This is a genomic window from Bartonella sp. PS17NMGDW, from assembly GCF_042193555.1.
GTDB classification, from domain to species: Bacteria; Pseudomonadota; Alphaproteobacteria; order Rhizobiales; family Rhizobiaceae; genus Bartonella; species Bartonella grahamii.
Window position 1 is genome coordinate 23,844 of record NZ_JBHILY010000007.1, and the last position, 13,091, is coordinate 36,934.

Consider the following 13,091-nt stretch of genomic DNA (forward strand, 5'->3'; position numbering starts at 1 on the left):
GAAGAAGTTATAGGCGTGCAGAGGGGGGGTGCACGCTTTCACTATTACAAAATAAAGAGGCAAATATGAGCATTACTGCTGCACAAGTAAAAGAACTTCGAGAACTATCTGGCGCTGGTATGATGGACTGTAAAGCCGCTCTAGCTGAAACCAGTGGTGATATGGAAGCTGCTGTTGATTGGCTTCGTAAAAAAGGAATAGCTAAAGCAGATAAAAAGGCTGGTCGTACAGCGGCTGAAGGATTAATCGGAGTCGTATCAAAAGATTTAAATGCGGTTTTGGTTGAGGTTAATTCTGAAACAGATTTTGTTGCACGCAATGCCGGATTCCAAGACATCGTGCGCAATATAGCAATTGCTGCTTTGGATACGCCAGGTGATGTTGAATCTGTTTCTGTTTCTCTTTATCCCGGTTCTGAGAAAACTGTAGAGCTTACGATTAAAGATGCAATTGGTACAATTGGCGAAAATATGACATTTCGTCGTTCCGCTAAATTGTCTGTTGAGAATGGTGTTGTTGCGACTTATATACACAATAGTGTAGCTGATGGTCTTGGTAAGCTTGGTGTTTTGGTTGCGATTGAAACAACAGGAAATAAAGAGGCTGCTCTTGCTTTTGGTCGGCAAGTTGCAATGCATATTGCGGCAACCAATCCCTTAGCACTTACAGCACAAGATGTTGATGCTGCTGCTGTTGAGCGTGAAAAAGCAATTTTTTCAGATCAAGCACGTCAGTCTGGAAAGCCTGAAAATATCATTGAAAAAATGGTAGAAGGACGTATGCGTAAGTTTTTTGAAGAGGTTGTTTTGCTTTCTCAAGCTTTCGTTATGAATCCTGATATGACTGTTGAGGCAGCTTTAAAGGATGCTGAGAAATCAATTGGTGCACCAGCAAAAATTACAGGCTTTATTCGTTTTGCATTGGGTGAAGGTGTGGAAAAAGAGGAGTCTGATTTTGCTGCAGAGGTTGCTGCTGCTGTAAAAGGCTAGTTATTGCAAACTCTTGGTTAGAGATTTAAAATCATATTGTTGGTTGTAGAATCTCTGATGGAAACAATATAATTGTTGAGAGGGCGTCACGTGAAAAAGTGATGCCCTTCGTGATGTCAAAAGCAAAAAGTAAATGTGCTTTTGGGGAGATTATTAATGGCATTAGCACTTCCGTATAAACGTATTCTTTTAAAGGCTTCTGGTGAAGCTCTTATGGGGGGGCAGAGTTTTGGCATTGATGTTTCTGTTGTAGACCGTATTGCCGCTGATATTGCAGAAGTGCGCACAATGGGGATAGAAGTTGCAGTTGTTATCGGTGGGGGAAATATTTTTCGTGGCGTTGCTGTTGCTTCACATGGTGGAGACCGAGTGACAGGGGATCATATGGGAATGCTTGCAACTGCTATCAACTCTTTAGCATTGCGAACATCTTTGACAAAATTAGGGGTTGAAACTGTTGTACTCTCTGCGATTGCTATGCCACAAATTTGTGAAAGTTTTTCGCAACGTAAAGCAATAGCTTATATGAATCAGGGAAAAGTTGTTATTTTTGCGGGCGGTACAGGAAATCCATTTTTTACCACTGATTCTGCTGCTACTTTGCGTGCAGCTGAGATTGGTGCGGATGTCCTTCTTAAAGGAACACAAGTTGATGGTATTTATTCAGCAGATCCAAAGATAGACCCTACGGCTAAACGTTTTGACCAATTAACACATGTTGAAGTGTTACAATGGGGATTATCTGTTATGGATTCAACGGCGGTTACTTTAGCACGTGAGAACAATGTACCGATTATTGTGTATTCCATTCATGAAAAGGGCGGTTTGGCTAAGGTCTTGAATGGAACAGGACGCTTTACAATAGTATCGGAATAAGGGTAAGCTTCAAAGGACAATTGAAGGAGACAGAAATATGAATGTTACATCAATTATGGATGATCTGAAACGTCGCATGGATGGTGCTATTACGGCTTTTAAACATGAATTAGGTGGTTTGCGGACTGGACGTGCATCGGCCAGTTTATTAGAGCCGTTAACCGTTGAATCTTATGGTTCTGTTGTGCACATAAATCAGGTTGCTAATATTTCTGTTCCCGAACCTCGGATGCTTTCTGTTTCTGTATGGGATAAAACGATGGTAGGAGCTGTAGAGCGCGCTATTCGCGATTCTGGTCTTGGTTTAAATCCCATAACTGATGGTACGAATTTACGTATTCCTTTGCCTGAGTTGAATGAAGAGCGCCGTAAAGAACTTGTAAAAATTGCACATCACTATGCAGAGCAAGCGCGTGTTGCTACACGTCATGTTCGTCGGGATGGTATGGACAATTTGAAAAAGTTAGAAAAAGATGGTGAAATTGGACAAGATGAAGCCCATAGTTTGTCTGAAAAAGTTCAAAAACTCACAGATGAAACGATTGCTGATATTGATAAAATTTTAGCCGTAAAAGAATCTGAAATTATGCACGTTTAAGACGATTTTGTTGTTAGAAAAGGATGTTTACTCCCAGCCTGTAAATTGTTTCTATAGATAAGGGAAGTGGTGTGCTCTGTGATAGCGAGGTGTGATGCAGGAAGGTATTTTATCATTTTGATATGGGAGAGATTGATTCGAAAGGGCAGATGTTTTAATTTTTTAATCTGCGTGGTAAATCATGTCCTTTGCTGGAAGACGCTATTGAGCAGCATGGTGAGGGCTTTCAGTTTAGCATGTCTTTGTTAAACAGCATAATGAAAGCATTCTTAGAAATTATTTAAATATTCTAAGATGAGGGTTGGGGAAAGAATATAACACAAAAAAACAAGCCTAACCTTTCCTTATTTTCCATTATAAAACATCTGAGTATAATCGATGAAGCAGATGCTATATGGTGTAATTCGTTTTTTTACGACGAATATTTGATAGAGAAGTGTTTTTATATGAAACCTATATTAGTTAATTTATATGGGGATAGGTAGCTGCTTTTTCATTTTATATTTGAGAAAATATTAAAAAAATACTTTAGGATCAATCTTGACGGAGATTTTCGAAGCTGTTTTCATTGATTATTTGTCTTATAAGCGCTATCTTGGTAAACTGAATTGTTTATGATAAATTATAAGGGAAATTTATACAAGTATGAAATAAAAATATTGCGTAGGGAGGTTTTTCTTACGTCAATTTTAGAGCTTGTATTTTCTATTTTTATTGTTTGGATGTTGTTTTGTCTAATTTGGTTTATCGTGTTCTGACAGCTTTTGTGTTTGGTTTTATTGCATTGTATCTAACATGGTTGGGAGGGATCTCCTTTTTTTTATTTGTATGGTGTATTGGCGGTTTTGTTCTTTATGAGTGGATGAGTATTACTAAAGAGAAATGGTGTATTTTACAAAAAATATTAGCAAGTAGCTTTTATTTGATCTTTGGCTTTTTTTTAGTGTTGAGTGTATCTGCTTCATTGATTTTTTGTGTTTTAATCGTTTTGGCTGCGGTGTTGGCTATTATATCTATAAAAAAGAGTGGTTGGGTTTTTTGTGGTTTTTTATATGCATCTTTTCCTGTTGTTGCTTTATGCTTTCTACGGGATCATGAAATGTTGGGGTTCCAAGTTGTTATTTTCTTATTTACGATAGTGTGGGGAACAGATATTGGCGGGTATTTTATCGGACGTGCATTAGGGGGACCTAAATTAGCACCACAATTTTCTCCTAATAAAACATGGTCAGGAGCACTTGGTGGTACATTTGTCGGAGTTTTCGGTGGTATATGGGTTGCTTTTGGATTTTTTGATATAAATTTAGCAAGTTTTTTTGTGCCTCTCCTTACACTTGTTTTGTCAATTGTTTCACAATTGAGTGATTTAGGGCAATCATGGCTCAAAAGACGGTTTTCTGTTAAAGATTCTAGTTCTTTATTGCCTGGACATGGTGGTTTTATGGATCGTATAGATGGATTGGTAGGGGCAGCTTTTCTTCTTTATTTAATTGGTTCATTTATGTCTGATATGGATGCACCTTTTAATCTTTTTAGTATGATCTAATTGGGAGAAGGTAGTTTGGGACTTTTAAATTATATCGTCACTATGGGTGATTTTCTTTTAAGAAGTTTGAGTATTCTTTTCATCATTATGATTATCATTTTTGTGCACGAATTTGGGCATTATCTCATTGGTCGGTGGTGTGGTATTAAGGCGTTAGTTTTTTCGCTTGGATTTGGGCCAGAAATAGCGAGTTATACAGATAAGCATGGCACGAAGTGGCGTTTAGCGCTTATCCCCGTAGGAGGGTATGTAAAGTTTGTTGGGGATGAGGAAAAAAATGATACGGTATCATCCCAATCATCTCTGATTGTTGACGGTTCATTTGCTAGTGCGCATGCTTGGAAAAAAGCAGCAACTGTTTTTGCCGGTCCTTTTTTCAATGCCCTTTTTACTGTTGTTATTCTAACATTTTTTTTCTTTATCTATGGTCGTGTAGCCATTGAGCCCGTTATTGGTTCTTTGGTAAAAGATAGCCCTGCTCTTCAGTCCGGTTTGGAATTAGGTGATCGTTTTGTTGAAATGGATGGACGACGGGTTGAAAGTTTTGAAGATTTGATGAATTATGTAGCTTTTCACGGAAGAGAACCCATAGAGTTTAAAATAGAACGCATGGGGCGATTCTTTACAACGGTGATTACTCCGAAAATCGTTGAGCGAGATGATGGATTTGGTAATCGAACACGAAGTGCTATGATAGGTGTAGGTGTTCCTATTGATTTAAATAATCCTGCACATTTAGATCCAACTTATATAAAACATATTCGCTATGGTTTTGTAACAGCCGTAAGAGAAGCGTCAGACCGTACTGTGTTTATCGTCACTCAAACCGTTCTTTTTATGAGTCGTTTAATAGGAGGAAAAGAGGACCGTTGTCGGCTAAGTGGACCTTCTAAAACCGTTAAAATTGCTTGGAAAGTGAGCGAGACAGGTTTTGTCTCTTTGTTGAATTTAGCGGCTTTTCTTTCAATAAGTGTTGGGCTTATTAACCTTTTTCCGATTCTACCGCTTGATGGTGGGCATCTTTTATTGCATGTCATTGAGGTCATTACTGGGAGGGAAATATCTGCTAAAATCCAGGGAATTATTTTTCGTTTAGGTTTTTCCATTCTTCTCCTTTTTATGATCTTTGTCTTTTTTAATGATTATTTTTGTTGGTTTAGCTAATTAAATTATGGAAAACGCTTTATAAATTGAGTAATAATAGCGAAAACAAATTGAAGGTTGTTTACCATGTCTGCAAAATGTTGTGGCGTCGTACATTATAATGAGTAATTAAGGAATGAAAAGTCTCGCTGTAAAGAGGTTGTTATGGCAGTTAGCTTTTTAAGGCATCATGTCCAAGGAACAAGAGTAAGGTAAAAAAGCCAATGACTACAAATTCAAAGTTTTTAAATGCAGCATCTGTATTGGTGTTAAAAATGGGGATGATTGCCCCAGCAACGGTTTTTATGTCAATTGCTGCGGTTGGAGAAATACAAGCGTCTGTAGTCCGTTCTATTGAGGTTCGTGGGAATAAGTTTGTAAGTTCTCAGGCAATTCGAGACAATATCGGGATTAAGGCTGGACAAGGGGTTTCCAGTGCTGATGTTGATAATGCTGTGAAGAATCTTTTCGAATTGGGTTTATTTTATGATGTTAAAATAAATCCGGTAGGTGATAAATTGGTTGTATTCGTAAAAGAATATGAGGTTGTCAATCAGATATTGTTTCAGGGAAATAAATCTTTTAAAGACCCAGATCTTAAGCGGTTTATTTCTTTAAAACCGAATGAGCCTTTTAATTCTGCTAAGCTTTCTGCTGATATAAATACAATTCGTGAAGCTTATAAAACTCTTGGTCGTAATAATATCACTGTCAACGTTCAAACGATTAACCTTGGAAAAGGGCGGGTTAATGTGGTATTTAATGTTGTTGAAGGGCAAAAAACAAAGATTGGTGATATCACTTTTAAGGGAAATAGTGTCTTTGGAAGTCGCCGTTTGCGTGATGTGATTTCAACAAAAACTTCAGGAATTTTTTCGAAGTTGTTGGGAGGTGATGTTTACAGTGAAGAGCGTCTCGCTGCTGATGAAGAAGCTTTACGTCGCTTTTATTATAATCGTGGTTATGCAGATTTTCGTGTAGTCTCTTCTAAAGCGATTTTTGATGCAGCAAGCAATAGGTATAAAATTTCTTTCGTTCTTGATGAGGGTGTGCGCTATAAAATTAGTGATATTCAGGTTGAAAGTGATGTTGATGGAATTGACGTTCAATCTGTGAAAAGGGTGCTTAAAACCCAGCCAGGTGATGTTTATAGTGCAGAAGATATTGAACAGTCTGTTGCAATTATTAATAACAAGGTTGCTGATTCGGGATATGCTTTTGCTAAAGTTGAACCGCGAGGAAATCGTAATTTAGCAAATCATACAATTTCAATTTTATATAATATTGAACAGGGTACACGTGCTTATATTCAGCGTATTGATATACGTGGCAATGAGAAAACGCGTGATTACGTCATTCGCCGTGAGATTGATTTGAACGAAGGGGATGCTTACAATCAAACTTTATTACAGCGGGCAAAACGTCGTCTAGAAAGTTTAGGTTTCTTCAAAGCTGTTAATATTTCAATGGTTCCCACAGATCAATCTGACCAAGTTATTTTGGTAATAGATGTCGTTGAAGCTTCAACAGGAGATCTCTCTCTTTCTGGAGGGTATACAACAGGGGGAACGAGTCCTGGTATGTCCCTTGAAGTTTCTGTTACTGAACGTAATCTTGGGGGACGTGGTCAATATGTTCGTTTAGGGTTGGGTGCAGGGCAAGAAAAATCTCGTAATTATAATTTATCATTTGTTGATCCTTATTTCTTAGGGTATCGTTTATCTGCTGGTGTTGATGTTTTTCGTAGTACTTATCGTGCTGATAAAGCTTATGATGTACGACAGACAGGTGGATCGCTGCGGTTTTCGTTACCTATTAATAATCAATTATCTGCTAATTTAGCTTATTCTTACGTGCAGGAAGAATATGATTTTGGCGGAGAGTATGATTTTGACAAAGAGAGTGACGTAATAGCATTATATGGGAAATATTCTGGTGCAATTGTTCAAGCTGCAAAACAAAGCCCTTGGAAACGTTCATCAATTAGTTATGGTTTCACCTATAATACGATTGATGATATGAGATCCCCCCATGATGGGTGGTATGTGCATCTTCTTCAGGAATATGCAGGGCTTGGTGGAAGTGCAAAGTTCTTGAAGACCACGGGTAAGGCGATGATGTACAAGACTCTTTCTGATCAGAAGGATATTGTTGGTTTGCTTTCCTTTGGGGGTGGTTATATCCACGGAATGGGCCGAGACGGTGTTCGTATTTTCGATATGTTTAAAGCAAATACTGATATGATTCGAGGGTTCAAATATAATGGAATTGGTCCGCGTCAGGTCTCCAGTAAGGGTGAGGTTTATTTCTTGGGGGGAACGACATATATGAATGCGACTGCTGAAGTACAGTTTCCTATTCCTGTTGTGCCTGAAGGGTTCGGGTTGCGTGGTGCTTTATTTGCGGATATTGCCACGCTTTATGGCAATAATTATAAAGCCGTTTTTAAGGGTGAACCGCCTGTTACCAATACCAAAAGTGCTTGGCGTTCATCCGCAGGTGTGAGTTTGATGTGGGATTCTCCGTTTGGTCCTTTGCGTTTTGATTATGCTTGGCCAATAACGAAGCAGGAAGGTGATCGTTTGCAACAATTGAATTTTGGTATTTCTACAAAGTTCTGATTTGAGCGATTTTAAGAAGGAAAAACTTGAAGAGAATAGCTTAAGCTGGGAGAGAAAGTGTTTTGATGGCGGATACATTTTTTTTTACGCCGTCCCGGCAATTGACAGTTGCAAATGTTGCTGAGTTGACGGGTGCAAAGCTTCTTAATCCAGAGTTTTCTCATAAAGTTATCAATACTCTTTCTTCACTTGAGAGTGCTGTGGAGGGTTCTCTTGTTTTTGTAGAGCATCGGAAGTTTTCTGATGCTTTACTGGACAGTTCCGCTGTTGCTGTTTTTTGTACGAATGAGATTGTTTTTAAAGTTCCCGAAACTATGGCAATTTTGGTAACATCCACACCACAGCGTGACTTTGCTCAGATTGGTCGTATTTTGTTTCCAGATTCTGTCAAGCCAATGCCTTGGTTGGGACCCAAGGGGATTTCATCGCATGCGCATATTCATCCAACGGCTAAGTTGGCACATGATGTGTGTATTGAAGCGGGAGCTGTTATTGGTAGAAATGTTGAGATTGGTGCAGGAACTCTTATTTCATCCACAGCTGTTATCGGTGAAAATTGCCGTATTGGATGTGACTGCTATATTGCTCCTAAGGTAACAGTTCAGTGTTCTATAATAGGTGATAAGGTTCAGCTTTATCCTGGTGTTTGCATTGGGCAAGATGGTTTTGGTTATGTTGGGGGCGTTTCTGGAATCGAGAAAATTCCACAGCTTGGTCGCGTTATTATTGAGGATGGTGTAGAAGTTGGTGCGAACACGACAATTGATCGTGGGACATTTCAAGATACTGTTATTGGTGAAGGAAGCAAGATTGATAATCTTGTCCAAATTGCCCACAATGTAAAAATTGGCCGCTATTGTCTTATTGCCGCTCAATGTGGCATTGCGGGAAGTACATCGATAGGGGATATGTCTCAGCTTGGCGGAGGTGTCGGAGTAGCCGATCACATCATAATAGGTAAATGTGTTCAGATTGCTGCTCGTAGTGGTGTTATGAATGACATTCCGGATGGCGAAAAATGGGGAGGTAGTCCAGCACGACCATTTAAACAATGGTTTCGTGAAGTAGCGACGTTGCGCAGTATGGGAAAAGTTAAAAAGGAGAAACGCTGATATGATCAGCAGTGAAAAGACTAAAAACTTAGAGGCTGTCGATATTGAAAAACTATTATCAATATTGCCGCACCGTTATCCATTTTTATTAATCGATCGTATAGTTGATATTGATGGTGAACAAGGAGCTATTGGTATTAAAAATATAACGATTAATGAGCCGCATTTTACGGGACATTTTCCCGCGAAGCCTGTTATGCCTGGAGTTTTGATTTTAGAAGCTATGGCACAAACGGCAGGAGCAATAGCACTTTTAAATTTAGGCAATAAGCAAACAAATTTAGTTTACCTTATGACAGTTGATAATGCGAAATTTCGTAAGCCGGTTATGCCTGGTGATCAACTCAAGATTCATGTTCAGCTTTTGAAAAAAAGGTCTGGTATGAGACGTTTTTCGTGCGTTGCAAAAGTAGAAGATGTCCGCGTCGCTGAAGCAGAAATTGCTGCGATGATTGTCGAACAAGAATAAAAGATATTTGATGGGAATTTAAAAATGTCCGGTACGAAAATCCATCCAACTGCTCTTGTGGAGAATGGAGCGCAGCTTGGTGAGAATGTACAAGTTGGACCGTTTTGTCATATTAGTTCAGATGCTGTTATTGGTGATGGATGCAGTTTGATGAGTCATGTTGTGATAATGGGGAAGACAACGTTAGGAGCCAAGAGTAAAGTATTTTCTCATGCAGTTTTGGGAGCAGATCCGCAAAATAATAAACATAAGGGAGGGGCTACGACTCTTTCGATTGGTGAAAACTGCACGATTCGTGAAGGCGTAACAATGCATAGGGGTTCCGATTCGAGTGTAGGAATGACAGTTGTTGGTGATAATTGCCAATTTTTTTGTTATGCGCATATTGCTCATGATTGCCATGTAGGGAATCATGTAACATTCGCAAATAATGTGATGATAGCTGGCCATGTTATTATTGGTGATTATGTGATTATTGGTGGGGGTGCTGCTGTGCATCAATTTGTTCGTGTTGGGCATCATGCATTTATTGGTGGTGTATCGGCATTGGTTGGTGATCTCATTCCCTATGGAACAGCTGTTGGGGTACAGGCAAAACTTGCTGGCCTCAATATTACCGGCATGAAGCGTGCAGGACTTGAGCGTCAAGATATTCATGCACTCCGTCATGCGGTTGCCATGCTTTTTGATCATAGCAAACCATTTAAAGAGCGTGTCAGTGATGTTGCTTCTTTCTATTCTTCTTCTCAGTCTGTTCTTGATATAGTTAATTTTATTAAGGAAGAAGGAAAACGTTTTTATTGTACACCAAAATTTGAAGGTGATAGAGTAAAAGAACGTAAGGATTAAAAATGCCTATGTGGGGAGCCAGAAGTTTTCTTTCCGGCCGTACTGCTATTATAGCAGGAAATGGTGTTCTACCGATTACTGTTGCGCAGGCTCTTGAGAAGAATGGAGAGAATCCTTTTCTTGTTCTTTTGCGTGGTGAGGCAGATTCTGTTCTTTATCGCTATGAGCATTGCGAGCTATCAATTGTGGAGTTAGCGCGACTCGTTAAAATCTTAAAAGAGGCTGGAGTTTATAATGTTGTTTTGGCAGGTGGTGTGAAAAAGCGCCCACTTCTTAAACAATTGCGACTGGACTGGACAACATTTTTAGCTCTCCCTAAGTTAATCGGAGCTTTGAAGAGAGGGGATGATGCGTTATTAAAAGCTTTTATACGGATTATTGAAACGTATGGTTTTCGTGTTGTTGGTGCTCACGAGATAGTCGCAGATCTTTTGGCTCCCGTAGAGTTTGATTTAACAGTGCGGCGTGCTACGCGAAAAGAAAAAAAAGATATTTTTTTAGCAGCAGAAGCAGCAAAGCTGTTAGGTCAATTAGATATCGGGCAAGCCGTTGTCGTTGTCCAAGGAAGGGTGGTTGCACTGGAGGGCGCTGAGGGAACTGATAATATGTTGTGGCGTGTTTGTGAAATGCGAGAAAGAGGGCAAATTCCCCTTAAAGGTGGCGTTCTTGTAAAATGTGCAAAACCACAACAGGATAATCGCGTTGATTTACCATCAATTGGGCCCGCGACAATAATGAATATTGCAAAGAGTGGTTTATCTGGTGTTGCGGTGGAGGCAAATAGAAGTCTAATATTATCGGTGAAAACAACAATAGAAAAAGCCAACAAATATTCTCTATTTATAGAGACATTTGAAAAGTTTGGTCATGAATAATTGTTTTTTAAAGATTGCTGTGGTTTCAGGGGAGGAATCTGGTGATTTACTTGCGTCCGATTTAATTTCTTGTTTATCACAACAAACAGGATGCGATATTCATTTGATTGGTGTTGGGGGGAGGCATTTAAAGGCATTAGGTTTAAAAAGCTTTTTTGATTCCCATGATATTGCTTTAATAGGTTTAAAGGAGGTGTTGAAAAAACTACCATCATTGTTGCTACATATTCGCAATTTATCCAAATTTATTGCACAAGAACAACCTGATTGCCTCATTATTATTGATAGTCCTGATTTCACGCATCGTGTTGCAAAAAAGGTGCGCGTTTTAGCGCCTTCTATTCCTATCATTAAATATGTTGCACCAACCGTTTGGGCATGGCGTCCAGAGCGCGCTAAAGCTATGCGCAAGTTTGTTGACCATGTTTTAGCGGTTTTTCCTTTTGAAGAAAAGATTATGCAAGATTTGGGTGGTCCTCCCACGACTTATGTTGGACATCGTCTTTTGACATATCCTTCCCTTTTGATAGTTCAGTCAGAAAAAAAATGCCAATTAGAACAAAGAAATTTGATCGATACACAAACATCATCGCCTACATTAGTTATTTTACCAGGATCACGCAATTTAGAAATTCGTTCTTTGATGCCTATTTTTCGAGAAACAGTAGAGATTCTTGTACAACGTATTCCTCATTTACGTATTATTTTACCAACCTTACCACGTTTAGCGGATAAAATTCGTGATTTTGTACAAGGCTGGAAAAGCAAAGTGGAAATTGTAGTTGGTGAAGATGCAAAATGGCGTTCTTTTGCACAAGCAGATGTTGCACTTGCAGCATCTGGAACGGTTTCGCTTGAATTAGCATTAGCTAAAATTCCAACGGTCCTTTGCTATAAACTTGATCGTTTTTCTAAATTCTTTTTTTTCCCTAAAATAATTTTATGGAGTGCAGCTCTTCCCAATATTATTTCTGATAAGCCTATTGTACCGGAATATTTTGATGAATTTCTACGCCCAGGCATGTTAGCAAGACAAGTAGAACAACTTTTGTTTAATCCTTTAATACGACAGGCACAACTCGATGCCTTTGAGATGGTAGAACAGAAAATGAAAACTGAAGTACCATCGGGGGTTGTTGGCGCACAAACAATTATCACTCTTTTAAAAAGCAGGAATAAAATTGTATAAATAAAGCAATATGTTAATAATTAATATTTAATTTTAGCAAGAAAATTACAAGCACGTTGGCTTTTAGGATTAGTAAAAAATTCTTCAGAGGCTGTATCTTCAATAATTTTTCCATTTTCTAGAAAGAGTATTCTTTCTGAGACTTTACGTGCGAAGCCCATTTCATGGGTAACACAAAGCATTGTGATCCCTGTATCGGCCAATCGAGCCATCACGTCTAAAACTTCTCCCACACTTTCTGGATCAAGAGCAGAGGTTGGTTCATCAAAAAGCATGACTTCAGGTTCCATACAAAGTGCACGGGCAATCGCAACACGTTGCTGTTGCCCACCAGAAAGTTGTAAAGGATATTTTTCACAGTGTTTTTCAATACCAACATGCGTTAAGTAGCGAATTGCCCGTTCTTGTGCTTGTTGTTTGGAAAGTCCTTGAACTGTCATAGGTGCTAAAATACAATTTTGTATAACACTCATGTGGGGAAATAAATTAAAGTTCTGAAAGACCATTCCTATCTTACGAAGAACATTTTTTTGCTGTTGTATAGGAGCGGTATGGATATCAACATTATGGATACAGATTGAACCTTTTTGTGCTTGTTCTAATTGATTAATACAACGGATTAATGTTGATTTTCCTGATCCCGATGGTCCACAAATAACGATATGTTCACCAGCTTGAACATTAAAGTTGATATCATGTAGGACCTGAAAGTTTCCATACCATTTATTTAGATTTCGAATAGAGATCACAGGGTTTTTACAGGGAGAGATCGATTTATTACTTTTCAAATTCATCTTATTTTATTCTTTCATTGATGAATAACT

Annotated in this window: 12 protein-coding genes; 11 read left to right on the forward strand and 1 reads right to left on the reverse strand. The window is 38.7% G+C overall.

All coding sequences use genetic code 11. The features are described from left to right. Positions 1–65 precede the first annotated feature (65 nt). The 11 genes from tsf to lpxB all read left to right on the forward strand — a co-directional run bounded on the left by tsf (position 66) and on the right by lpxB (position 12,267). Complete coding sequence (tsf, locus tag ACFIJK_RS05975) at positions 66–989, forward strand: translation elongation factor Ts (RefSeq protein ID WP_375627177.1); 924 nt, start codon at positions 66–68, stop codon at positions 987–989. Between the two features lie 156 nt (positions 990–1,145). Next, entirely contained in the window at positions 1,146–1,865 is a 720-nt protein-coding gene (gene pyrH, locus ACFIJK_RS05980) for a UMP kinase (protein WP_012755043.1), read from the forward strand. A 37-nt stretch (positions 1,866–1,902) separates the two neighbouring features. Further along, positions 1,903–2,463, forward strand: coding sequence for a ribosome recycling factor (gene frr, locus ACFIJK_RS05985; protein ID WP_012755044.1), 561 nt, complete (start codon positions 1,903–1,905; stop codon positions 2,461–2,463). 730 nt (positions 2,464–3,193) lie between these two features. Continuing rightward, on the forward strand, positions 3,194–4,009 hold the full coding sequence (locus ACFIJK_RS05990) for a phosphatidate cytidylyltransferase (RefSeq protein ID WP_375626262.1): 816 nt from the start codon (positions 3,194–3,196) through the stop codon (positions 4,007–4,009). A 15-nt stretch (positions 4,010–4,024) separates the two neighbouring features. Further along, positions 4,025–5,173, forward strand: a complete 1,149-nt coding sequence (locus ACFIJK_RS05995; RefSeq protein WP_375627179.1) for an RIP metalloprotease — start codon at positions 4,025–4,027, stop codon at positions 5,171–5,173. 203 nt (positions 5,174–5,376) lie between these two features. Further along, positions 5,377–7,773, forward strand: coding sequence for an outer membrane protein assembly factor BamA (gene bamA, locus ACFIJK_RS06000; protein ID WP_375627181.1), 2,397 nt, complete (start codon positions 5,377–5,379; stop codon positions 7,771–7,773). A 65-nt stretch (positions 7,774–7,838) separates the two neighbouring features. Next, positions 7,839–8,885: a UDP-3-O-(3-hydroxymyristoyl)glucosamine N-acyltransferase gene (gene lpxD, locus ACFIJK_RS06005; RefSeq protein ID WP_375627183.1), complete on the forward strand. Its 1,047-nt coding sequence runs from the start codon at positions 7,839–7,841 to the stop codon at positions 8,883–8,885. Between the two features lies 1 nt (position 8,886). After that, entirely contained in the window at positions 8,887–9,354 is a 468-nt protein-coding gene (gene fabZ, locus ACFIJK_RS06010; RefSeq protein ID WP_375627185.1) for a 3-hydroxyacyl-ACP dehydratase FabZ, read from the forward strand. 24 nt (positions 9,355–9,378) lie between these two features. Then, positions 9,379–10,203: an acyl-ACP--UDP-N-acetylglucosamine O-acyltransferase gene (gene lpxA, locus ACFIJK_RS06015; RefSeq protein WP_375627187.1), complete on the forward strand. Its 825-nt coding sequence runs from the start codon at positions 9,379–9,381 to the stop codon at positions 10,201–10,203. A 2-nt stretch (positions 10,204–10,205) separates the two neighbouring features. Further along, positions 10,206–11,078 (forward strand): LpxI family protein, encoded by an 873-nt coding sequence (locus ACFIJK_RS06020; protein ID WP_375627189.1) that lies wholly within the window; start codon positions 10,206–10,208, stop codon positions 11,076–11,078. Next, positions 11,071–12,267 carry a lipid-A-disaccharide synthase gene (gene lpxB / locus ACFIJK_RS06025; protein ID WP_375627191.1) on the forward strand — a complete coding sequence of 399 codons (1,197 nt, stop codon included), beginning with the start codon at positions 11,071–11,073 and terminating at the stop codon, positions 12,265–12,267. The genes ACFIJK_RS06020 and lpxB overlap by 8 nt, the downstream gene beginning before the upstream one ends. A 20-nt stretch (positions 12,268–12,287) precedes the next feature. Here the strand turns inward: lpxB and ACFIJK_RS06030 are convergent, their stop codons facing one another. After that, on the reverse strand, positions 12,288–13,061 hold the full coding sequence (locus ACFIJK_RS06030) for an amino acid ABC transporter ATP-binding protein (protein ID WP_375627193.1): 774 nt from the start codon (positions 13,059–13,061) through the stop codon (positions 12,288–12,290). Positions 13,062–13,091: the final 30 nt, after the last annotated feature.